Genomic DNA, 24,378 nt, shown 5'->3' with positions numbered 1-24,378 from the left:
TATATGGGTTTTGTAATTATGCTTATCATAATAAGATTTTAGAGATTGGCAACATTATATTTATTTTGCGATATTTTTCTCTCTTATTGCTGAATTTACAAATGTGAAAATCAGAAAGAAAGCAGAAAAACAGGTTCAGTTGAACCGAAAACTAAAAGATGAAGAATAAATATTTTAAATATTCCAAAAGACGTACAAACGAAATTAAAATAGGATCATTATTTTTGGGCGGAGATAATCCTGTTCGCATACAGTCAATGACCAATACTGACACTTCGGATACAGAAGCAACCGCGGCACAAATCATTACAATTGTAGATGCCGGTGCTGATTTGGTGAGAATTACGGTGCCGACCTCTGTTGTTGCACAAAAAATAAAGAATATCAAAGAGCTGTTAAAGAAAAAAGGATATTCCGTTCCCTTGGTTGCTGATATTCACTTTAGTCCGAAAGCTGCTGAAATTTCTGCAAAGTACCTGGAAAAGGTAAGAATTAATCCGGGTAATTATGCTGATTTAAAACAATTTAAACACATAGAATATACAGACGAAGAATACCAAAACGAAGTCAGCAAAATAAAAGAAAAGTTTGCCCCTTTATTAAATACATGTAAAGAACACAATACTGCAGTTCGTATAGGAACAAATCACGGATCTTTGTCTGACAGAATTTTAAGCCGCTACGGAGACACACCGCAAGGAATGGTTGAATCAACAATGGAGTTTTTAAGAATTTGTAAAAAAGAAGCCTTTAATGATGTTGTAATTTCAATGAAAGCAAGTAACCCTATTGTAATGATTCATGCAGTTCGGCTGCTTGTTGATACTATGTCAAATGAAGACATGTTCTTTCCGATACATTCTGGAGTTACGGAGGCAGGAAATGACAAAGAAGGCAGAATAAAATCTGCAATAGGAATAGGAACGTTATTATCCGACGGAATGGGGGATACAATCAGAGTTTCTTTAACAGAAGCCCCGGAAAAAGAAATTCCGGTAGCCAAGAACATCGTTAAGGTTTTTAATCAAAAAAAATTAAGCCGTTATAAACCGGAATTTATCCCAAATAAAGCCCATATTCAGAACTTATACCGTTATTCAAAAAGAAAAACATTACAAATAGAAAATATAGGAGGAGATAATGTTCCTGTCGTAATTTCTGACATTAATAATAAATCAACCGAAACAGCAATTCTACAAAGCGGTTATGCTATAGATCCGGGAAGCGGGAATTATAAAAAAACTGAACTGGCCGCCGATTATTTATATTCAGGGAGCTCAGAAAATATTAGTAAGTTTTTCGGAGATATTAAATTTATCAGCGACAAAAACCATTACAATGATATTATCTTTTCAATGAATAACGGTGCTGTTTCAAATAAAAAAATAGTGTTTTATCAAATTGATGTTAAGAAATTTAAGCAGCACAAATATAAATTAACTGCAAATAATGAAAATTCGGTTTATGTAATTGACATTTCAAATGTGTCATCTCCTGTACACGCCGCCAGAAGTTTTTTTTATTATTTACAAGAAAAGAATATTAATACACCGGTAGTTATTAAGTATAAAATACCTGATTATAATGAATATACATTATTAGAATGCTCGGCAATAATAGGTGCATTATTCATTGACGGTTTCGGAGACGGAATTTGGATTGAATCAAAGGACAGTAAAATTAAAGAAATAAATGAATTAAGTTTCGGAATTTTACAAGCATGCAGAACTCGTATTACAAAAACGGATTATATTTCTTGTCCTTCATGCGGAAGAACACTTTTTGACTTAGAAGAAATAACAGCAAAGATAAAAGAAAAGACAGCACACCTAAAAGGAATAAAAATAGGAATAATGGGGTGTATTGTTAACGGTCCCGGAGAAATGGCAGATGCCGATTTCGGTTATGTCGGTACGGGAACCGGAAAAGTTACCTTATATAAAAAGCAAGAGGTTATTAAAAGAAGCATTCCCGAAAAAGATGCTGTTGAAGAGTTGTTAAAGCTCATTGAACAATATTATTAAACATATTTTAAGGTTTTAAAATTTTAGTAATTATATTTGCAAGTTAATATTAAAACTGACTTAAAAATTTAAATGAAAATTCATCAAGCGGGCATAGTTAACCGTTATATTTGTTTTGTTTTGTTTTTTTCTTTGCCGCTGATAAGTGTTGCCAAAGGAGAAATAAAACTGAACGGAATATATAAAGGTGAAAATTTATACGTTGAAAATCCGTACTCGTTATCCGGTGTGGGGTTTTGTGTTGCAGAAGTTCTGGTTAACGGTCACACAACTACAGATGAAATTCACTCTTCCTTTTTTGAAATAGATCTAAGTGTATATGGTTTTAAATACGGAGAACTTATTAACATTTCTATTATTCACAGAGACGGATGTGTTCCCCGAATATTAAATAAAGAAGTTATTACGCCAAACAGTACGTTTAAAACTCAATATATTGTTGCAGATAAAAATGGGCTGTTAAGATGGGCAACTACCGGAGAACACGGAGTACTGCCTTTTATTGTGGAACAATACAGGTGGAACAAATGGATAAGAATCGGTTCAATAAAAGGCAAGGGAAGCAATAAACTAAACAAGTATAGCTTTGCAATAGACTTTCATTCCGGAAAAAACAAATTTCGAGTAAAGCAAATTGGCAGCAACGGAAAGGCGAGATATTCAAAATCAGTAGAATATATTAACAATATCCCTGAGGTATCATTTGTCCCCGGGAACGGAGGTAAGGTGTCTGAAAAAATATTTTTCTCTGCAAGCACACGCTATGAGATATATGACTATTACGGAAAACTTGTTAAAACCGGTAACTCGGAAGAAATAAAATTAAGTTCATTAAAATCAGGGTCATACTTTTTGAACTACGATAATAAAACTGAAACATTTATAAAAAAATAGCTGTTTAGATTAATTCCTGCAACACTTTTTAAACCGTATTATATTTACCGAATATTTTTTTGATTCGGTTGTCTTTGCTTTTTTATTGAAAAAATACAACGAACAAAAAGGTTTCCTGTTTATGTAAAATTTTCATTAACTTTGCACGCCAAATTATTGAACTGAGCAATGAGCGAATATAAATTTCTTCTAAATATAAATTCTCCGGAAGACCTTAAAAAATATAAAGACGAAGAACTTATAACAATTTCGAAAGAACTAAGACAATATATTATTGATATTGTTTCAGAAAGCCCGGGTCACTTTGCCTCAAGCCTTGGGGTTGTTGAGCTTACTGTTGCTCTTCATTATGTTTATAACACACCTTACGATAAAATTGTTTGGGATGTCGGACATCAAGCATACGGGCATAAAATTTTAACCGGCAGACGCGAGAGTTTTTGTACAAACAGACAACTTGGAGGACTTTGCGGTTTCCCCTCAATTTTTGAAAGTAAATATGATGCATTTGGTGTGGGGCATTCTTCAACTTCAATTTCCGCAGCTCTTGGAATGGCTGTTTCTTCAAGTCTAAAAAAAGAAAAAGACAGACACGTTATTGCAGTTATCGGCGACGGAGCAATGACCGGAGGGCTGGCTTTTGAAGGCATGAATAATGCAGGAGTAGAAAATTCGGACATTCTTATTATTTTGAATGATAATAATATGTCCATAGACCCGAATGTTGGAGCATTAAACCAATATTTACTTGACATTGCAACTTCTAAAACATACAATAAAGCCAAAGACGAAATATGGAATATCCTCGGTAAAATAAGAAAAATAGGACCAAATACAAGAAGACTGATTCAAAAAATTGACACCGGGATTAAATCTGTAATTATGCGCCAAAGTAATATGTTTGAATCAATGAATTTAAGATATTTCGGACCCGTAAACGGACATGATGTTAATCAACTGGTTAAGATACTGGAAGATTTAAAAGACATTAAAGGTCCAAAACTATTACATGTATTAACAACAAAAGGAAAGGGCTTTGAAGAAGCTGAAAAAGACCAAACAACATGGCATGCACCGGGTCTTTTTGATAAAAAAACGGGGGAACGATTAACCGGAAAAACAGATAGTACTGCGGCACCGAAATTTCAGGATGTTTTTGGCCATACCCTTGTTGAACTGGCTGAAAAAAACAAAAAAATTGTCGGCATTACACCTGCAATGCCTTCAGGGTCTTCCATGAAAATACTTATGGAAGCAATGCCGGAAAGAGCATTTGATGTCGGAATTGCAGAGCAACATGCCGTTACTTTTTCGGCAGGGCTTGCCGTTGACGGAATGATGCCCTTTTGTAATATCTATTCAACTTTTATGCAACGTGCTTTCGATCAGGTTATTCATGATGTGGCTTTACAAAAATTAAATGTTGTTTTTTGTCTCGACAGAGGAGGGCTTGTCGGTGACGACGGTGCAACCCATCACGGGGCTTTTGATTTAGCATATATGCGAATTATACCGAACATGATTGTTGCAGCACCTATGGATGAACCGGATTTAAGAAATTTAATGTTTACCGCACAACTTCCTGATATGGGACCGTTTACGATAAGGTATCCGAGAGGAAGGGGAATAACACCCAGCTGGAAAACAGAAATGAAAGAACTTAAGATAGGAGAGGGCAGAATTATTAAAGACGGGGGTGATGTTGCAATATTAAGCATCGGAGCAATAGGAACACTCGTTTTTGACGCAGATAAAAAGCTGAAAGCAGAAGGTATAAATGTCGCACATTATGATATGCGTTTTGTAAAACCCATAGATGAAAAAATATTGCATGATGTTTTTAAAAAATTCAACAAAATCATCACTCTTGAAGACGGTATTATTCAGGGAGGTTTTGGAAGTGCTGTTATCGAATTTATGTCGGAAAACGGGTATTCCGCAAAAATAAAGCGGCTCGGAATCCCTGATGAATTTATAGAACACGGAACACAGCAAGAATTATATCATATTTGCGGATATGACACCGAAGGTATTTTGAAAACCGTTAAGGAAATGATAAAATAAAACTTATAAAATTTGTTCTTATGAAAGAAAATGAACACTTAATATATTTTAAAGTTGAAAACTTTAAACGGTTTGAAGAATTTGAACTGAAAGATATTACTCAATTTAATATTATTGTCGGCGATAATAATGTAGGAAAAACAAGCTTGTTGGAAGCATTGTTGTTCTCGAAAGATATTGATCAACAAATGTTTAATTTGTTAGATTGTTTCAGATATAAATCTTCTACAGGTCTTTCGAATGAAGTTCGTGACTATGACAGGACAATAAACCAAATCTTACCTATATTTTTTAATGATAAAAAGGAAAAAGAACATATATTTGAAATAATTGAAAAAGGGAATATTGATAAAAACATATTTAGATTTGAAATTAAGACATTTGATAGTTTATCAGAGGATAATAGAAATTTATTAAGAGAAAAAGGAAGACAAACTAAAGGAAGTATAATAATTTTATATAAAAACAATAACCTTATTGATATTAAATCACAAGAAGATTTATTCGGACGAAAAAATAATTATTTTGCATACATTCCTTTCTCACTGGGATATGATGACGATTTAACAGGGTTTTATTCTAACCATATTCAACATAATAAAAAAAGAAAAGAAAAATTTGTAAACAGCATAAAGTCTTTTATTCCTGACATTCAAACTATTGAACTTACAACAAGATTTGTAAATTATCCCGTTATTGAAATTTCCGAAACAACGTCAAATGAATTAAAGTTACTATCAACATATGGTGACGGAGCAGTTAAATTATTCAGAATATTATCAGAAATTATTGTGAATAGCGGTCAGCGTTTAATGATAGATGAAATAGATACCGGTATTCATTACAGCCGATTTGAAGAGTTTTGGAAAATTATTCTTAAAACGGCAAAAGAATACGATGTGCAAATTTTTGCAACTACGCATAATCCAGATTGCTTGAAGTATTTGGTTCGAGCTTTAGAAAATGAAAATATGAAATCTTTTCAAAAAGAAACAAGCGTTTTTGCTCTTGATGAATTGCCTGATAAATCGATAAAATCATTTAAATATGATTATGAAACTTTCAGCTATTTAACCGAAAAAGGAATTGAATTCAGAGGAGGTAAAAATGAATAAGTGTAAGATATATGTTGAAGGTGTTGCCGACCAAAAGTTCATTGCCGATTTTATAAATTATTATTATAACATCTCTCTTATAAAAGGAAGTGATAGAGAAGGTGTAAGTCAAACTGATAACCTTATTGAAATAGGCGGCATTGATAATAAAGAAAAAATTACAAAAGCTTTTTTTGAAAGAAATTCATTACAAGGTATTACTAACATTATAATATTTGATGCTGATGAAGATATTAAAAAAAGAAAAAAAGAACTTCAAGATTTGAAATCTGAATACAATGTTGGTTTTGAATTTTTTTTATTTCCGAATAACAAAGATGCCGGAGATTTGGAAGATTTACTGATGAACATTATTAATCCTGATAACAACAAAATATTTAATTGTTGGGATGGTTATGAAAAATGTTTGCTTAAAATTTCTTCTGACTTAACTTTGCCTGCCAAGAAAACTAAGATTTATGCTTATCTCGAACCTTTGCTTGGTGAAACTAACTCTCAAAAAGAAAAAATAAAAGAAGTAAACAGAGATTATACTAATAAAAATCATTGGAATTTAAATTCGGAATATTTAGTTCCGCTAAAATCTTTTTTAGACAAATTCTTTAAAAAGAAATAATCCGATGAACAAAGAAAAACAACACAAATTAGACGAACGTTATTTGAGAATGGCTCATATTTGGGCAGAAAACTCATATTGCAAAAGAAGAAAAGTTGGTGCTGTCATTGTAAAAGACAAAATGATAATTTCCGACGGTTACAACGGAACTCCTGCCGGATTTGAAAATATCTGTGAAGAAGAAAACAATACCACTAAGCCGTACGTTCTTCATGCAGAGGCAAATGCAATAACAAAAGTGGCAAAATCTCATAACAGCAGCGAAGGTTCTACACTTTATGTTACAACTTCTCCTTGTATGGAATGTTCAAAGTTAATTATCCAGGCAGGAATTAAACGGGTTATATTTGATGAAAAATATCGAATAACTGACGGGTTAGATATTTTAGAAAGAGCAGGAGTTGAACTTATAAACTTGGAAATAAAAAAATAGAAAAAAACACATGCAAGAAAATCAAACATCTAAAATAAACAGCACAGAAACCAAGCAAAATACTTTAAATTCAAAAGTATATATTCCGGTAATAATGGCAATAAGTATTATAATCGGGATTTTTATCGGCAATAAAATTATTCCGACAAACCCGACAAGTTTTCACTCTTCGTTTAATGTAAATAACACCGGAAAAATTCCTTCAATATTAAGGCTGATTGAAGAAAATTATGTTGATAAAATCTCAACAGACAGTTTAGAAGAACTCGCCATTCCTTTTATTCTTGAAAAACTTGACCCGCATACATCATACTTACCTCCGAAAATAAATGATGAGGCTCACGAAAGCCTCAGCGGAAATTTTGAAGGCATAGGTGTTCAATTTAATATTCAGGAAGATACAGTAATGATTGTTAATACAATATCGGGAGGACCTTCCGAAAAGGTTGGTGTTCTTGCCGGCGACAGAATCGTTACAATAAACGACTCTTTGTTTGCAGGCATAGGAATAACAAACAACGATGTAATAAAGCACCTTAAAGGGCCTAAAGGTACAAAAGTAAAAATAGGGGTTAAGCGAAAAGGAATTGCCGAATTAATTAGTTTTGAAATCACAAGAGATAAAATTCCTTTATTCAGCATTGATGTTTCTTATATGTTGAATGATGAAGCCGGCTTCATTAAAATAAGCAGATTTGCCGGAACAACATATAGTGAATTTATAGAAGCTGCCGTAAAACTTAAAAAAGCCGGCATGAAGAAGTTGATTCTTGATTTAAGAGATAACGGCGGCGGTTATTTAGATGCCGCAGTTAATATTATTGATGAGTTTTTACCTAAAGGAAAAATGATCGTTTATACCAAAGGTAATTTCAGAGAGCGGATGGAATATGTTTCTACGGATAATGATTTATTAGTTGATATTGAGCTCATTATTTTGATAAACTCATGGTCGGCATCGGCAAGTGAAATAGTTTCGGGAGCAATACAAGATAATGACAGAGGAATAATAATAGGAAGGCGTTCTTTCGGAAAAGGGCTGGTACAAGAAGAATTTGAATTCCCCGACAGGTCAGGAATCAGAATTACTACGGCAAGGTACTATACCCCTGTCGGAAGAAGTATTCAAAAATCATATAAGAATGGTATCGAATCTTATTTTTCAGACATATATCACAGGGCATCTCTCGGAGAATTAGCAGAAGCCGACAGTACACATTTTCCCGACTCTTTAAAATACTTTACTCCGAAAGGAAAGGTTGTTTACGGCGGAGGCGGAATAATGCCTGATATTTTTGTTCCCGTTGACACTTCTTTTTATACAGAATATTATCGACAAATAACCTCAAAAGGTTTAATATATAAGTTTGCCCTAACTTATGCCGACAAAAACAGAGATAAATTAAGCGGTTTGAAAAATGCCGACGAGATTAATAAATATTTAGAAAAACAAAATGTCGTTAAGAAATTTGTTGATTTTGCAATAAACCAAAATGTAATAAGCACAAAAAAAGACTATACTTTATCGCGGTTTGTTATAAACACAAGGCTAAAAGCTTTTATTGCAAGAAATATAATTGACAACAAAGGTTATTTCCCCATAATCAGGGCAATAGATACAGATTTAAAGAAAGCAACAATAATCTTTGATAAATAATTTTAGTTTCTCAGGATACAATGCTTTGTGTTTCTGGGCTTGTGGCGTAGAAGTGGGTCTTTTTTCTGTTTTTGACTCCACACGAACCAAAATTTAACAATACTCATAAAAAAGAGCCATGAAAGAAGCTCTCACAACTCGTTGGCATTCAGAGGTCACGAGCGGATTCGAACCGCTGTAGACGGTGTTGCAGACCGCTGCCTAACCACTTGGCTACGTGACCGTGTTTTGGGTTTGCAAAGATAAAGCATATATTTTTTATAAAAAAGCCTTTTTTAATCTTTTGCAATATTTTTTCTCCAAATCAGCTTTTTTCCAAAGCCAAGTCGGTTATCTGTTAATTTAATAAATTCAAGTTCCAAAACCCACAGTTGAGTTTTCATTAACTTAGCAAAAGGATATTTTTTCATATACGTTTTATCGGCTTTCTTTTTTACATCTCCTTCGGGCAAATACATTGTCCCGTTAAATTGAATGCCTTGAATTTTTCCGACAATTGAAGTTTCCAAAACAACGGAACCTCCGACATAATTATTTTGTAATACATCCTGTATATGTTTTGTTTCGTTACCGGACGTAAAAACAAACATATTTTCTTTTTCAAGATAAACATAAAAGCAATTTGAGCAATAAGGAACATTATTAACAGCTGTTGCTAAAGTTAAAACATGGTGCTTTTTTATAAAACCGGCTATTTTTTTATCAGGAATATTCATTAAGTTTGTGCGTATTTAAAAATGCAACTATAATAATAACTTTTCATCTTGTAAAATAAAGCAAAAAAAGTAATATGAAAAAGATATATTTTGTAATAATAATGATTGTTGCTGTTTTATCCGTAAAAGCCCAAAATAAAAAACATTATTCGTGCTCAGAAAGTAAAATCGCATTAAATAAAAAACTGTTAACTTTTGATGAAACAAAATATCAAACAAAATCAAGTTTCGGTTATGATGTTAAATACTATAGATTAAACTTGTTGTTTTCTGATATGAACACAACATATATTCAAGGAGAAATTACAACCCATTTTTTGCCGCAATCCTCTAATTTTACTCAAATATCATTTGATTTGGCAAATAATATGACAATTGATTCCGTAATTTTTCATCAAAATAAATTATTAAGCTTTTCAATTTCAAATAACGAATTAAATATTGATTTATCGGAAACAATAGCAGCCGGAACATTAGATTCGATTTCTGTTTACTATCAAGGTATTCCTGATGCCGGCGGATTCGGTTCGTTTGAACGAACAACTCATGCCGGAACTTCAATTATTTGGACTCTTTCAGAACCATACGGAGCAAGAGATTGGTGGCCTTGTAAGCAAAGTTTAAATGATAAAGCAGACTCAATAGATGTTTTTATTACAAATCCGGATGCTTTTAAAGCTGCAAGTAACGGCTTGTTAATTTCTGAAACAACACAAGGGGGAATGAAAACTGCACACTGGAAGCATTTACACCCTATTACCGCTTATCTTATTGCAATTGCCGTAACAAATTATGTTGAATATTCTGACTTTGTTACTTTAACAACAGGGGAGGTGGTTGAGGTTTTAAATTATGTTTTTCCGGAAGACTTAACTTCTGCACAAATCAGTACTCCGAATGTTTTAGACGTTATTCAACTATACAGCGACCTCTTTATTCCGTATCCTTATCATAATGAAAAATATGGTCATGCTCAGTTCGGCTGGGGAGGAGGAATGGAGCACCAAACAATGAGTTTTATGGGAGGGTTTTCTCACGGTTTGATGGCACACGAACTTGCACACCAATGGTTCGGAGATTTTGTTACTTGCGGCTCATGGGAAGATATTTGGTTAAATGAGGGTTTTGCAACATACCTTGACGGAATGACACATGAAAACAATTTGCATGATGACGGTGTAAATTTTAATGATTGGAAAGCAGATAAGATTAATCATATAACATCAGAATTATTCGGGTCGGTGTTTGTTGATGACACAACTTCGGTTTGGAGAATTTTCAGCAGCAGATTATCATATTCAAAAGGAGCAATGGTGTTGCACATGATCAGAAAAAAAATTGGTGATAATAACTTCTTTCAAGCTTTACAAAATTATTTATCTGACCCGGATATTGCAAACGGTTATGCCCGCACATCTGATTTACAGGCACACTTTGAAGCAACCTACGAAAGTTCTTTACAGGAGTTCATTAATGATTGGTTTTACGGAGAGGGTTACCCGATTTATGACATTTACTATTCTCAAAATCAAGACGGTAATGTTACGGTTAATATAAACCAAACCCAATCTCATAACTCAGTCGGTTTTTTTGAAATGGGTGTTCCTGTTTTGTTTCAAGGAACTTCAAAAGACACGTTGATAATATTTGATAATACGGTAAACGAACAATCTTTTACTTTTGTACTTGATTTTGATGTAACGTCCGTGGTTTTCGATCCGAATAAAGATGTTATTTCCAAAGGAACTGCCGTTTTAAAGGTTGATACTTTTGACAGCGGGAATAAATTTTTTGTAAGTCCGAACCCGGCAAGTGATAAAATTATTGTTACGTTTATCGAAAAAATAATGCCTGATAAGGTTATGATTTTTAATAGTTCGGGAAAACAGGTTAAAACATTTTCTCCGGAAAAAAATTCGCACTTTAAGTTTGAATATAACATCTCGGAACTTCCTAAAGGTTTATATTTTATTTCTTTTCAACAAGAAGAAAAATCAGTTACAAAAAAGTTTGTAAAAAACTGACAACTTATTTTTAACTTTATAAATTTGTCGAAAAATAACCGAAAAAAAATAATATGTTTTCAGGAATTGTAGAAGAAACCGGGATTGTAAAAGAAATAAGAAAAGAAGGGGAAAATGTTCATTTCACTTTAACGTGCAGTTTTGTGAATGAACTTAAAATAGACCAGAGCCTTTCTCATAACGGTGTATGTTTAACGGTTGTGGATGTTACTAAAAACACCTATACGGTTACGGCTATACAAGAAACTTTGATTAAGTCGAACCTCGGAAAACTGCTTGTCGGAGATAAAGTTAATCTTGAAAGAAGCATGAAACCGGACAGTTTGCTTGACGGACATATTGTGCAAGGACATGTTGATCAAACAGCAATTTGCACAAAAGTAGAAGAAGCCGACGGAAGTTGGTATTATACTTTTGAATACGAGCCTCAAAATGATGATATAACTGTTGAAAAAGGCTCTGTTTCGGTTAACGGAGTAAGTCTTACGGTCGTAAACTCAAAAGACAATTCTTTTCAGGTAGCAATTATTCCTTTTACTCAGGAAATAACTAATTTTCACACTATTAAAGAAGGAACTGTAGTAAATATTGAATTTGACATTATCGGCAAATATATTACCCGAATTGTGAAAAAATATCTGGGAAAATAAAAACAATTGCCTCAATTATAAAAGTTAAGACAACGTTTTTTATACTCTTGCTATTTGTGTCGGTCGGGGCTATAAATGTTTTAATCGTTTAAATCACAACACTCCAAGCGACCGTTACCGAAATTTGCCTTATTAGTTTTTGCAAGTTTATCAATCCACTTACTAAAAAGTCCTTTTTTGTCTTGAGCGGAAACCGCTTGTATATATCCTTTTTCTTTCATTATTGAAACAATTTGATTTTTTGTATATACATAAGAATTGTAATATACACAAACAATATTGCCGGACTTCGTAACTTTTTGAACGCCTTGCATATTCAACAGAATTAACTCAAATGAGCTGTATGCCTCTTTTGAATCAGCAGCGTCAGGGATTACAAATTTTAAATATTTTATATAATCTTCCATAATAATTGTTTTAAGTTAAAAACTGTCCGCCCCTGATTAAGAGCCGGACAATTTTGGTTTAGATATTTTAATGTTCATGTCCTTGATGCTCAGGAGCCGTTTCTGTACTTGTCAGGTCCATACCGCAAATAGAACACTTATCGCCTTTTTTTCCTGTTATGCCGTGGTGCATAGGGCAGGCATATACGGCTTCAGCATTTTCTCCGTCCATATGTTCATGATGCTCCGTATTTTCAGACTCTTCACTTTCGCAGCTTGTTAATACTGCTGTTCCTGCGAATAAAAATAATGCAGCTACTAATACTAAAATTGATTTTTTCATTTTTTTCTGTTTTTATATTTTAAAAGGTCAGACAGGAACTTCCAAAACTGTCTTCGCTCTTATTATTAAAAATTTTATTCGGAAGTTTCATTTATATAAATTTTAATTAAAAGCTATTATGCCGGGATTGGCTCAAACCAATCCGAATACTCTGTAATTATTATTGAATACTATCCTTTATTTCTCCGCAAGTAGGCATTAAGTCGCCGTAATACGGGTTTTGAATTTGTTTTTGAGCACTTAACCAAGAAGCTCCTTTATTCTCATCAAACATCGGGCAAAATTGAACATATACTGTTTCGTTTTCAAGTCCGAAACTTTTATAAACATCAATCATTGTTTCTGAAAGCGGTTTAAATGCTCGTCGTTGTGTATCAATATTTTCAGCTTCGGCAATAACTCTTGCTTTATTTTTTATGATTTTTGCTTTTTTCATCCAAAACATGTGAGCATCACCTTTTACAAGTTCCATATTTACCTTTTCAATATTTTTTAAAATCTCATTTGCTTGTTTTTGAGTTTCTTCTTTTTTTGCATTAAAGAAACCATCTTTCATTTTAAGATATGAGTTGAGAAGTGTATTTAGTTGAGAAACAAACTCTTTCGGAGTATCCAGTCTGTAAAGATTAATTTCTGCTGTTTCTTTTTCAGGATTCATCATGCTCGGAACTCCGGCAAGTTGTGCAGCCGCATCAATTTTAAATACTCCGTTAGACGCAATAACTTCGCCTTCTTTCAGGCCTGAATTAATAATATAAAAGTTTCCTGCCTCCGGTCCTAAAACAACCGTTTTCATTTTGAAACTCGGATTTTTTCTGTTAGGAACTTTCACATAAACAACAGAACGTTTTCCTGTCCATAATACAGATGATTTAGGAATAAGAATATCATTCATTTCTTCTGAAATTTCTGATTGAACAATGCCGTCAACAAACATTTCGGGTTTTATTTTTAAGTTCGGGTTTTTTAATTCCACACGAACTTTTGCAACTCGTGTTTGCGGATTAATAAAGGGATCAATAAATGTAATTTCGGCATTAAAGTTTTCGCCGGGTATTGATTGAAATACAAAATTAATTTTATCGCCTTTTTTTAACCACGGTAAATCACTTTCATAGGCATCAAAAAGCACCCAAATTTTTGTTAAATCTACAACTTGAAATAGTGCATTGCCTTCTTTCACATAATCGCCCAAAGCAACGTGTCGCATTGTAACCGTTCCCGAAATCGGCGACAGGATATCAAAGTATAACTTCGGTTTTCCGTTTTTTTCAATGTCGTCAATTTGCCGGTCGCTTAAATCCCATAATTTTAGTTTGCTTCGTGCTGCGGTATAAAAACTCGGATTAGAAACTTTAAAAGAAATCGCTTCCATTAATTCTTTTTGTGCAGCAACAAGTTCCGGCGAATATATTGTTGCTAAGCGTTGTCCCCTCTTTACGTTTTGTCCGGTAAAATTAACGAACAACTTTTCAATTCTACCTGAAAAACGTGCTGTTAATTCGGCAATTTTACGTTCGTCCGGCTGAGCCTTACCCAATAAATAAACTTTTTTCTCGGGCATTCCTTTTTCTACGGTATAGGTTTGAATATCAGCAAGTTTTATGGCTGATTGCGACATCAGAATTTCATCTTCCGAAACAGCTTCATCATCGGAGACTACTGTATTTTTAGGAACCAGATCCATGCCGCAAATAGGGCATTGTCCGGGTTCGGGCTCATCAATTTGCGGATGCATTGAGCATGTCCACCTTGTTTCTTTCGTTTGTTCCGTGTCATGATTATGTGTGTCGCCGGAATTTGAGCCTCCGGCAAAAAACAGCCACCCGAATAATAACCCGATTAGAATACTCGGGAGTATGTATTTGATATTTTCTTTTATTTTTTGAATTAGATTTTTCATAATGTTATATTTTGTTTTTTATTGTACACTGAGGTTTTGTGATTTGTACTGATTAAATATCGGAATCATCGTACAGTTCTATTTTCCCGTTAAATAATAAATTTGTGCTTTTGCTTTTTCTTTATCCGATTTTGCTTTCTCAACAGATAAGTTATAATTAAGAACTTTGCGTTCCATTCGTAAAATTTCTTCAAATCCAACAGAACTTACGGCATATTCATTTTCTAATAATCGAACCGTTTTTTTGGCAATTTCTGTTTGATTTTCATATAGTTTAATACGCCTTTCAGCATCGTTATAGTTCTTAAAAACATTTTCAAGAGCGGTTTCCAGTAAGTTTTCTATATTTTCTTTTTTAGATTTTACCGCATCTTGTTTAAATCGAACTTCCGAAACTTTTGCTTTATATTTTTTTCTGTTTAAAGGAATTGAAACTCCTATTTTGGGAGCAAAAAAGGCATCGGTTCCGGCAAGATTATTCTCTCCGGTTCCGATAAATGTATAATCTGCCCCAACTGAAAATTTCGGCATTCCTTCTTTTTCTGCTGCTGTTTTTGAGTATTCCAGAGAATTTAGTTTAAAATCTAATGCTTTTAGGTCATGGTTATTTACCAAAATACTGTCGAGAACCGTTTGTGTGTCAATTTTAAAATTATCCTCTTTAATTTCCGATACTATAATTGAACTTTCTTTATCAACATTAAGCAGTTTGTTAAATTTGACTTTTTCACTGTAAAAACTGTCTTTAAACAAAGCCAATTTGTTTTCGAGTTCTGCAATCTCCATGTCAATTCTTAATTCGTCAGTTGCCGAAGCTTTTCCGACTTCAACTTTTACGGCTGCCAGTTTTTTAAATGACCTCAGAATAATCAGGTTTACCTCTGTTATATTGATTGACTTTTCTATGTAATACAGTGTGTAATAAGAAGTTCTCACTTTTAGAAATAAATCTGATTTTGCTTGCTCAAATGCTTCATATTTTGTTTTTGCATTGTGAATTGCTGCGTTTTCTTTTGCTTTTAAAGTTCCGAACCAAGGAAAAAACTGACTTCCCGAAATTTTAAATTGTTGCGGTCCCGTTCTTGTTTCTACCGGTATAATAAAATAACCGAATGAAATTTGCGGATCGGGCAATACTTTTACCTGCGGAACGACTTGCAAACTTGCATTATAGTCACTAAATTTTGATGCAAGTTCCGGATTGTTTTTTGCCGCTGTTTCAAGATAATCCGGCAAACTGTTTTGTGCCGAGGACATCTTTACGGAAACCAGTATAATTATTGTTATTAATATGTGTTTCATCTTTTTTTATTTTTGACAAACCTTTCCGGTGCTTTTGAAAACCTAAAGCGTTTTTTTATTCAAAACTCTAAAACGCTTCAAGGCCTTTTAAGCCTCCTGTAGGGTTTTGTTATTTTTTTTAACTTTTCCTTCTTGCCAGGTGCTGTAAAGCACCGGCACAACAAACATGGTCATTACTTGAATGATCATTCCGCCAAAAGACGGGATTGCCATCGGCACCATAATATCAGCACCTTTACCGGTTGATGTGAGCACCGGAATTAATGCTATGATTGTTGTTGCAGCAGTCATCATTGCCGGACGAACTCGTTTTGAGCCGGCTTCGATAACCGATTTTCTGACTTCAGCAACGGTCTGCGGATTGTTACGTTCAAAAACTTGCTTTAAATAGGTTCCTACAATTACACCGTCGTCGGTTGCAATTCCGAAAAGGGCGATAAATCCGACCCAAACAGCTACACTTAAATTAATGGAATGCATGCTGAACATTTCCCGAATGTTAACTCCGGCAAAGGAGAAATCCATAAACCATGGTTGACCATACAGCCAAATCATGATGAAACCGCCGGAAAATGCAACAAAAATCCCTGAAAATACCATTAATGAAGGTTGCACTTTTCCGAATTGGAAATATAAGATTAAAAAAATCAATAATAAAGAAATAGGAACAACCAACAGCAATCTTTTACTTGCTCTTACTTGATTTTCATAATTGCCTGTAAATATATAGTTTACACCTGCCGGAATTATAAGTTCTCCTTTGTCAATTTTTTCTTCTAAATATTTCTGAGCACTTTCAACAACATCAACTTCGGCAAATCCGTCTTTTTTATCAAAAATAACATAGCCTACAAGGAAAGTGTTTTCACTTTTAATCAATTGCGGGCCTCTTGTGTATTCAATGTCAACAAGCTCTCCGAGAGGGATTTGTGCTCCGCTTTTTGTCGGTATCAGAATTTTCTTTAATTCATCCGGACTATCTCTGAACTCACGAGCATATCGAACACGAACCGGAAAACGTTCGCGACCTTCAACGGTTGAAGTTAAAGGCATTCCGCCTATTGTTGTTCCTATTGCTCTTTGCAAATCCTTAATTGTCAGTCCGTATCGTGCAATAGCTTTTCGTTTGATATTCAATTCAATATACGGTTTTCCTACGACCCTGTCGGCAAAAACTGAAGATGCCTTTACACCTTTTACAAATTTAAGATGGTGTTCTATTTCGTAAGCCGTTTTTTCAATAGTTTCCAAATCGGGTCCGAAGACTTTAATTCCCATTGGTGCTCGCATACCGGTTTGTAACATCACAAGTCGTGTTTGAATCGGTTGTAATTTTGGTGCGGAAGTTAAGCCGGGTATTTTGGATTTGCTTACGATTTCTTTCCAAATATCATCGGTGGATTTTATTTCGGGTCGCCATTGGCGAAAATATTTACCGTCTTCATCAGGAATAAGTTCCGATCTTTCAATAACACGAAACTCATCTTTTGTTTGATTAAATGTTGTTCCGTCTTTCAAAACAAAGTCATTGTCATCATTAATTCGGAATCTTTGTTTTGAACCGTCTTCATCAACAATAAACTCCGATCTGTAGTTTATGATATTTTCATACATTGAGGTAGGTGCCGGGTCAAGTGCTGAATTTGCACGTCCCCATTTTCCGACAACGGTTTTAACCTCCGGAATGTTGTTTACTCTTTTATCCAGTAATTGTATAACGTCAAGGTTTTCTTCAATTCCTGAATGAGGCATTGTTGTAGGCATCAACAAGAAAGAGCCTTCATCTAAATTCGGCATAAATTCTTTTCCTGTTCCGGGAAAAACTTTTTCGAAAGAGCTCCACGCTTTACTTTCCTTTACAAATTTAGGCATAAAACCAAACAGTTTTTCTGCACCTTGCCAGGATAAAATTCCGAAAAGAATTACAAAAACAGGAATTGCAAGAAATTTCTTTTTATTTTCTAAACTCCAAGTTAAAATCTGTGTATAATAATGAACAACAGACATTAATGCCCCGAGAACAACCCCGATAATCAGCATAACAAATATATAGTTGACAAACAGGCTGTTTTGAGCACCCAAAGGCATCCATTCTCTTGTTAAAAAGAAGATTACAATACTTAATGTGATGAAAATATTTATACGGTTTGTGTATTTTTTTCGTTTTTCACTCCACTTCTCAGACAGTAAATTGTTTATTCCTATTAAAACTAAAGCAAGTGCAATGACGGATTTTGCAGCAATTGCCAAAACAATACCGGCTACAATTACAACTCCGTTTGAGATATATTTTTTAAGATTTTTTGAGGGTCTTATCGAAAAAACCATATTTGCAAGAACCGGAATAAACATTAATCCGATTACCAATGCCGAAATCATGGCAAAAGTTTTGGTAAAAGCTAAAGGTCGAAATAGCTTTCCTTCTGCGGCTTGCATGGCAAATACCGGCAAGAAACTTACAACCGTTGTTGTAAGAGCAGTAATAACAGCTCCGGCAACTTCCGTTGTTCCTTCATAAATAACTTTTACGAGGTTTTTACCTCTTACTCCGACATTCTTCGCCATTTCGAGATGCCGGATAATATTTTCGGTAAAGACGACCCCCACATCGACCATTACGCCTATTGCAATTGCGATACCGGAAAGTGCAACAATGTTTGCATCAACACCGAAACGCCGCATGACGATGAATGTCATTAAAACACCAATCGGAAGCAAACTTGATATTAAGAAAGATGCTCGAAGGTTCATAACCAAAATCAAAACAACGATGATGCTGATAAGGATTTCGAGAGTAAGAGCTTCTTCAAGCGTTCCGAGCGTTTCTTTTATTAAACCTGTACGGTCGTAAAAAGGTACAATTGTTACTTTTGAAACTGTTCCGTCTGCAAGGGTTTTGCTTGATAAACCGGGAGAAATTTCTTTAATTTTTTCTTTCAGATTTTTGATAACTTCCATCGGATTTGCACCGTAACGAGCAACTACAACACCGCCAACGGCTTCCGAGCCGCCTTTATCAAGTCCGCCTCTTCGAGTTGCCGGTCCGAAAGAGATTTTTGCAACATCTTTTAACCTTACGGGCGTATTACTATTTACGGCAACTACGCTTTCTTCCAAATCTTCAAGGTTTTTGATATAACCCAAAGCTCTTACAAGATATTCCGTTCTGTTAAATTCGATTGTTCTTGCTCCTATATCAAGATTACTGTTTTTAACGGCATTTATAATTTGTGAAACATTTACTCCGTATGCTTTCATGGCATTCGGGTCAATGTCGATTTGGTATTCTTTCACAAAACCGCCGATTGAAGCAACTTCGGAGACTCCTTTTGCGGAAGTCAGTCCGTAGCGAACATAGAAATCTTGTATTGTTCGGAGTTCATGCGGTTCCCAACCTCCTGCGGGATTCCCGTCTTTATCTCTGCCTTCAAGCGTGTACCAATATATTTGGCCGAGAGCCGTAGCATCAGGGCCTAATGCAGGCTTTACTTCATCGGGCAAAGTTCCGGGAGGCAAAGAATTTAATTTTTCAAGAATTCTTGTTCTGCTCCAGTAAAAATCGACACCGTCTTCAAAAATTAAATAAATGCTTGATAATCCGAATATTGAATTACTTCTTATTGTTTTTACGCCGGGAATGCCGAGTAATGCTGTTGTCAGCGGATATGAAATTTGATCTTCGATATCTCGCGGTGATCGTCCTGACCATTCGGTATAAACTATTTGTTGGTTTTCTCCTATGTCGGGAATGGCATCGACCGGAACCGGATCGGAGGGTAAAAATGTTTCCCAGCCGAAGGGCGATGATACAACTCCCCACATTATAAATATGGCAAGAAACATAAATGTTACCAGCTTATTTTCGAGGAAAAATTTTATAATTTTATTTAACATTTTTTTATAATTTAGATTTAAGACATTAGATTATAATCAGACATTTTTTAATGCTGAATTTAACTTTTCGGCAATTTCTTTTGCAATTTCTTTCATTTCTTTGTTTTCAATTGACTGTATCATTGCAACAGGATTAATAATAGCGATTTCGGTTTTACCGTTTTCTTCCTGTAACATAACATTGCAAGGCAATAAGGTTCCTATTTTATCTTCGGCATTAATAGATTTTAATGCAAACGGCGGATTACAAGCTCCCAAAATTCTGTATGGTCGAAAATCCAAATCCATTTTTTCTTTTAATGCTTTGTTGACATCAAATTGGGTAACAATGCCGAAACCTTCTTTTTGAAGTTCTGTTTTTATTAGTTCTGTTGCTGTTTCTATGTCGGTATCGACAAATTTATTGTTGTAATATTCCATTTTAAAAGAGTTTTATATGTTAATATTTTTTTAAAGTTACAATTATTTATCAGAATATTGAATAAACAAGTGTTTTTTTAATATTATCGAATTCATTTTTTATAAGTGTATTGATAATAATGATATCGGAAGCATCACTTTTGTTTAAGATATTAAAAGAGATACCTCCTTTTACATTTAGGAGTTCTTCACCTTTTTCATTAATAATTATAAGGTTGTAATTTTCATAGGCAATGCTTTCTACCTCATCGAAAACATCGGAATATGTTTCTTTGTAGGTTGTATAAACAATCTCAACTTGTTCGTCTTTATTAATTATACTGTTTGAGATGTGTAAAATTTCATCGAAAAAAGCATCTTCGGGTATATTAAGAGTTACTGTTTTCCAAAGTGTATTGTCTAAGTTGAAAATCTGAACGGTGTTGTCTTTTGAGTTAAAATTGTAAGATTTATAGTTATTCTCATCTATTTTGACAACTTTTGTATTTGAATTTAATTTGCTGCTGAGTTTTATTTGTGCATATGATGTTACACTGATTAAAACTGCTGCGGCAATTATTATTATATTTTTCATTGTTTTGTATTTTAGAATGTATAAAAGTTTTTTGTTGAGCAATATTTAAGTTAAAATATACTTAAATAAAACTTGCGTATTAAACCGTATATTAATTTGAAAGCATTAATAAAAATGAACTTTTAATAAAATACGATAACTTTTAGTTTGATTCTAAAATCAACAACGAAATATTTGGAATAAGGAAGCAAAGTCTTGTGTTTTCAAACCGGGCATTTTTCTGTTTGAAAATTGAAATTGCGTGTTTCGGTTGGTCTCAATTGAGGATATTTCAATAATATTGCTTGTAAAAAATACAGTTGAGTTTTTATAAATAGGATTTAATGTTAATTTTTCAGCAACTGTATAAATTGCATCAAAATATAGATATTCCGATGTGTCTTCACAAGAACAGGATTGTTCTGTGTTATTATTTTCATTTTGTTCGTTGTGCATTTCACATTGCATTGCCGTATTTTGCATTTCGCAAACTTCAGATTCGGCAGATTCGCAACTTTCGGCTTCTCCAAAAACTGATTGAGAATACAGTTTTCCGTTTGAGTAATGTTTACTGACGGTTATTCCTATTGACAGAAACAGAACTAAAATTGAAATTATGATATGTGATATTGCTTTTAACATTGATACAAATATACTGTGTTTTTTGATGATGTTTTCACATAATTCAGTTTAAAATGTGCATTATTTTGCAAAAAAGGCTTGTAAAGTTATAATTTACAAGCCTTTAATTGTTTGTTGAAGAAACAGATTATCTGTATTTGCAACATCCGGGGAGTGCATTATAAACTGCATCTTTTGCCTTAAACTTGCCGGTATCATGACCTGCCGCAGCAATTGATTTTTGCACTTCTTCTTTATTAACATTTCCGGTGTAAGTTATTTTCAGCATTTTGGTTTCTTTATTCCATTCTGCGGATTTAACATCTTTTACATTGAGAGCTGCTTTTTCAATTCTTGCCTCACACATACCACAATTACCTGCAACTTTAAAGGTTGTTTCTTTCTCACCTTTTGTTGAGTTGAAACTTTCTTTGCTTTTATTTTTATTGCAAGATGATTTTGAATATGATTTGTTGCAACATCCGCCACTTTGTGCCGAAACAACAGAAAAACTGATTGTAAAGAGTATTGCTGATACTAAAAAGATTACTTTTTTCATTTTTTTGATTGTTAGTTAATAATTAATACAAATAAAACATTTTTCTGTCATATTTGTTTATAAAATTCTGAATAATATTTATAAAATTTTGAAACATTGCAATTTAATTTGCAGTTTTCAGGAACTTTGCAATTTTTTTGGCTTCTTCATCCGTTAAATTTGCACGTATTCGCATATGCATAACGGCAACATCCCAATCAACATCTCCGAATGTTTCCGGTGACGGATTATTGTGGCATCTCAAACAACTTTCTCCCCATAGTTGTGCTCCGCTTTTAGCTTTCACATCATCATTTACGGCACAATTACTTAATAAGGAAATCAGAAAAATAAGAATAAATAATCCGAAGCCGTTAAACAGTATTGTTTTTTTTATCTTTTTCATATTAAATTGATTAAATAGTTAAAACGTTTTTAGAAAATAATTAAAACCCGATTGCCCAATGAAACAGTAACGCATTACCGGTAAGACTTTCGGCACTTTCACCCTGTTCGGCATCTTCTTGTGTTGTTCGGTATGAGAGTTTAAAAACAGTTCGCCAGTTTAACCAATAATTTAAGCTGAACTCCCATTGATTAAGATTTGTTTCCCATAATGAACCGACAGGTGTAGCAATATCAGAATATCTTCCTGCTACTTCAAAATTTCTCAGAATTTTGTTGTTTACCATTGCAGGTCTTAATGCCAATTGTGCAAAAAATGTTGAACTACGGTTATCAAAAGTATATAGAGCCGTAGGGTCTAAAAGATTTTCGGTATCTGTGTAGTTTGCGTCATCCGTAACTATACCGCTGTATTGACCTTTTATATCGAGTACGCTTTGCATAAACGGTAAGTTTTGTATGTAAGAAAGGTCTATTGCATATAAAGCGGAAGCGACATTTAAATATTCTGAATCTTTGGATCCTACTTTTCCGTACATTCCGGAAAAACCGACTTCTAACGAAGAGTTTGATAAGGGCAAAAATCCCAATCTTCCGCCGACTGTTTTACCTCTGTTGTTATCGGGAAAGTTATCAAAATGCAATTGTCCGGCTTCTTCCGGCTCCTCATCGCCTTCATTCAGGCGAGGTCCGTTCATAACATAAATTGAATAATTAACTTTTGAAGACCCTAAATATGATGCACCTCTCAATTCAATTCCTATATCGGAGCTCGGAAGTATTCCTCCGTGACCTATGCCGAGCGGATTTGAAGAAAACTTATCAATCCATGCCGGATGCATTCTGTCAACAAAAATTCCGAAAGGTGTAAGAACTTTACCGAATCGAAGAGTTAAAGACTTGGTAAGCAGATAGGAAATATTTGCATATTCCAGACCTATAGCTAAATTTCTATCTTCAAGTTCAAACTCCAGTTCACTTTCAAACAATAATCTGTCAGATTGTTTATAAATAAAAATCGGGTTAAACGACCCACCAACAAAAGACGTATTATCCTTTGTTATTTCAAGACCGGAATGAGAATACCCTCTCAATAAAAAATTGCTTTTTCCGGGTTTACTTAATTCTTTCAGGCTGTCAATTTCATTTCTCATTTTCTCAAATTTTTGATTATCGTAATTTTGAGAAAAAATGCCAGATACAGAAAAAAGAATTAATATTACGACAAACAGTATGTTTTTCATTTGTATATTTTTTAAATTCTTAAAAGGTTATCACAGATTTAGATATCTGTGAAATTTGTAATAAAATTCCTTGTACGCTTAATTTCATTACAAAAAACCTATAAGCTATTTCTTAATTTCTCTTAAATAAGTTACGACCTGCCAACGCTGTTTTTCCGTGAATGTTTTTTTATACGAAGGCATCGGAGAATTTCCCTCTGTTAATTTCCAGAAAATTGCACCGTCTGATTGTTTATTAAAATTTTCTGTTGTAAGGTTTGTCGGTTTCGGCTTCAGACTCATACCTGCAAGCCCATCGCCCATACCTTTGTTTCCGTGGCAAATTGCACAGTTTTGCTTGTAAAGTTTTTTTCCGAATTTGGCTGCTTCTTCATTTCCTGAAAATGGGTTTTTATTATTATCGGCACTTTTTGGAGCAACCCACTCATCAGTTTGACCGATGTTAAAGTTAAACATTTTTTTTGGTGTCATCATTGCTGTTGCGGCAACAGAGAAGACCAAAAGGGCTAATATATATACTGATTTTTTCATTTTAAAAGATTTTAATTATTATATTTATTTAAAATTGTACTGCAT

At 33.9% G+C, this 24,378-nt stretch carries 22 protein-coding genes and 1 tRNA gene; 9 read left to right on the top strand and 14 right to left on the bottom strand.

Features of this window, described 5'->3' with window-relative positions; translation table 11 throughout:
- Positions 1-158 precede the first annotated feature (158 nt).
- From ispG to L3J35_01380, 7 genes are all read left to right on the top strand, one after another.
- A complete protein-coding gene (gene ispG, locus L3J35_01410; GenBank protein ID MCF6364838.1) occupies positions 159-2,024 on the top strand; it encodes a (E)-4-hydroxy-3-methylbut-2-enyl-diphosphate synthase in 1,866 nt (621 codons plus the stop codon).
- Between the two features lie 72 nt (positions 2,025-2,096).
- Positions 2,097-2,918 (top strand): T9SS type A sorting domain-containing protein, encoded by an 822-nt coding sequence (locus tag L3J35_01405; protein ID MCF6364837.1) that lies wholly within the window; start codon positions 2,097-2,099, stop codon positions 2,916-2,918.
- A 168-nt stretch (positions 2,919-3,086) separates the two neighbouring features.
- Positions 3,087-4,982: a 1-deoxy-D-xylulose-5-phosphate synthase gene (dxs, locus tag L3J35_01400; protein ID MCF6364836.1), complete on the top strand. Its 1,896-nt coding sequence runs from the start codon at positions 3,087-3,089 to the stop codon at positions 4,980-4,982.
- A gap of 20 nt (positions 4,983-5,002) precedes the next feature.
- Positions 5,003-6,097, top strand: coding sequence for an AAA family ATPase (locus L3J35_01395; GenBank protein ID MCF6364835.1), 1,095 nt, complete (start codon positions 5,003-5,005; stop codon positions 6,095-6,097).
- A complete protein-coding gene (locus L3J35_01390) occupies positions 6,090-6,713 on the top strand; it encodes a hypothetical protein (protein MCF6364834.1) in 624 nt (207 codons plus the stop codon). The genes L3J35_01395 and L3J35_01390 overlap by 8 nt, the downstream gene beginning before the upstream one ends.
- A gap of 4 nt (positions 6,714-6,717) precedes the next feature.
- Complete coding sequence (locus tag L3J35_01385) at positions 6,718-7,146, top strand: dCMP deaminase family protein (protein ID MCF6364833.1); 429 nt, start codon at positions 6,718-6,720, stop codon at positions 7,144-7,146.
- A gap of 10 nt (positions 7,147-7,156) precedes the next feature.
- Positions 7,157-8,803 carry a S41 family peptidase gene (locus L3J35_01380; GenBank protein ID MCF6364832.1) on the top strand — a complete coding sequence of 549 codons (1,647 nt, stop codon included), beginning with the start codon at positions 7,157-7,159 and terminating at the stop codon, positions 8,801-8,803.
- Between the two features lie 152 nt (positions 8,804-8,955).
- Here the strand turns inward: L3J35_01380 and L3J35_01375 are convergent.
- Positions 8,956-9,026: transfer RNA gene (locus tag L3J35_01375), tRNA-Cys, on the bottom strand.
- A 52-nt stretch (positions 9,027-9,078) separates the two neighbouring features.
- Entirely contained in the window at positions 9,079-9,519 is a 441-nt protein-coding gene (locus tag L3J35_01370) for a pyridoxamine 5'-phosphate oxidase family protein (protein ID MCF6364831.1), read from the bottom strand.
- Positions 9,520-9,593: 74 nt separating this feature from the next.
- Here L3J35_01370 and L3J35_01365 point away from each other — a divergent pair, with 74 nt between their 5' ends.
- On the top strand, positions 9,594-11,543 hold the full coding sequence (locus L3J35_01365; protein MCF6364830.1) for a T9SS type A sorting domain-containing protein: 1,950 nt from the start codon (positions 9,594-9,596) through the stop codon (positions 11,541-11,543).
- Between the two features lie 53 nt (positions 11,544-11,596).
- Entirely contained in the window at positions 11,597-12,193 is a 597-nt protein-coding gene (locus tag L3J35_01360) for a riboflavin synthase (protein MCF6364829.1), read from the top strand.
- An 80-nt stretch (positions 12,194-12,273) separates the two neighbouring features.
- Here the strand turns inward: L3J35_01360 and L3J35_01355 are convergent, their stop codons facing one another.
- The 12 genes from L3J35_01355 to L3J35_01300 form a co-directional block, all read right to left on the bottom strand.
- A complete protein-coding gene (locus L3J35_01355; protein MCF6364828.1) occupies positions 12,274-12,600 on the bottom strand; it encodes a hypothetical protein in 327 nt (108 codons plus the stop codon).
- Positions 12,601-12,667: 67 nt separating this feature from the next.
- On the bottom strand, positions 12,668-12,922 hold the full coding sequence (locus L3J35_01350) for a hypothetical protein (protein MCF6364827.1): 255 nt from the start codon (positions 12,920-12,922) through the stop codon (positions 12,668-12,670).
- Positions 12,923-13,082: 160 nt separating this feature from the next.
- Positions 13,083-14,825 (bottom strand): efflux RND transporter periplasmic adaptor subunit, encoded by a 1,743-nt coding sequence (locus tag L3J35_01345; protein ID MCF6364826.1) that lies wholly within the window; start codon positions 14,823-14,825, stop codon positions 13,083-13,085.
- Positions 14,826-14,903: 78 nt separating this feature from the next.
- Positions 14,904-16,127, bottom strand: a complete 1,224-nt coding sequence (locus L3J35_01340; protein ID MCF6364825.1) for a TolC family protein — start codon at positions 16,125-16,127, stop codon at positions 14,904-14,906.
- 87 nt (positions 16,128-16,214) lie between these two features.
- Positions 16,215-20,021, bottom strand: a complete 3,807-nt coding sequence (locus L3J35_01335; protein ID MCF6364824.1) for an efflux RND transporter permease subunit — start codon at positions 20,019-20,021, stop codon at positions 16,215-16,217.
- A gap of 36 nt (positions 20,022-20,057) precedes the next feature.
- The gene (locus tag L3J35_01330; protein ID MCF6364823.1) at positions 20,058-20,441 is read right to left on the bottom strand and encodes a DUF302 domain-containing protein; all 384 of its coding nucleotides are present in this window, start codon (positions 20,439-20,441) and stop codon (positions 20,058-20,060) included.
- Between the two features lie 49 nt (positions 20,442-20,490).
- A complete protein-coding gene (locus L3J35_01325; GenBank protein MCF6364822.1) occupies positions 20,491-21,015 on the bottom strand; it encodes a hypothetical protein in 525 nt (174 codons plus the stop codon).
- A 159-nt stretch (positions 21,016-21,174) separates the two neighbouring features.
- On the bottom strand, positions 21,175-21,636 hold the full coding sequence (locus L3J35_01320) for a hypothetical protein (protein ID MCF6364821.1): 462 nt from the start codon (positions 21,634-21,636) through the stop codon (positions 21,175-21,177).
- Between the two features lie 127 nt (positions 21,637-21,763).
- Positions 21,764-22,174 (bottom strand): heavy-metal-associated domain-containing protein, encoded by a 411-nt coding sequence (locus L3J35_01315; GenBank protein MCF6364820.1) that lies wholly within the window; start codon positions 22,172-22,174, stop codon positions 21,764-21,766.
- Positions 22,175-22,277: 103 nt separating this feature from the next.
- Complete coding sequence (locus tag L3J35_01310) at positions 22,278-22,559, bottom strand: cytochrome c (GenBank protein ID MCF6364819.1); 282 nt, start codon at positions 22,557-22,559, stop codon at positions 22,278-22,280.
- Positions 22,560-22,599: 40 nt separating this feature from the next.
- Positions 22,600-23,802 carry a hypothetical protein gene (locus L3J35_01305; GenBank protein ID MCF6364818.1) on the bottom strand — a complete coding sequence of 401 codons (1,203 nt, stop codon included), beginning with the start codon at positions 23,800-23,802 and terminating at the stop codon, positions 22,600-22,602.
- A gap of 105 nt (positions 23,803-23,907) precedes the next feature.
- Positions 23,908-24,333, bottom strand: a complete 426-nt coding sequence (locus L3J35_01300; GenBank protein ID MCF6364817.1) for a cytochrome c — start codon at positions 24,331-24,333, stop codon at positions 23,908-23,910.
- Positions 24,334-24,378 lie beyond the last annotated feature (45 nt).

Source organism: Bacteroidales bacterium, assembly GCA_021648725.1.
In the GTDB taxonomy this organism is placed as follows: domain Bacteria; phylum Bacteroidota; class Bacteroidia; order Bacteroidales; family JAADGE01; genus JAADGE01.
This window is presented reverse-complemented; position numbering and strand designations above follow the sequence as displayed.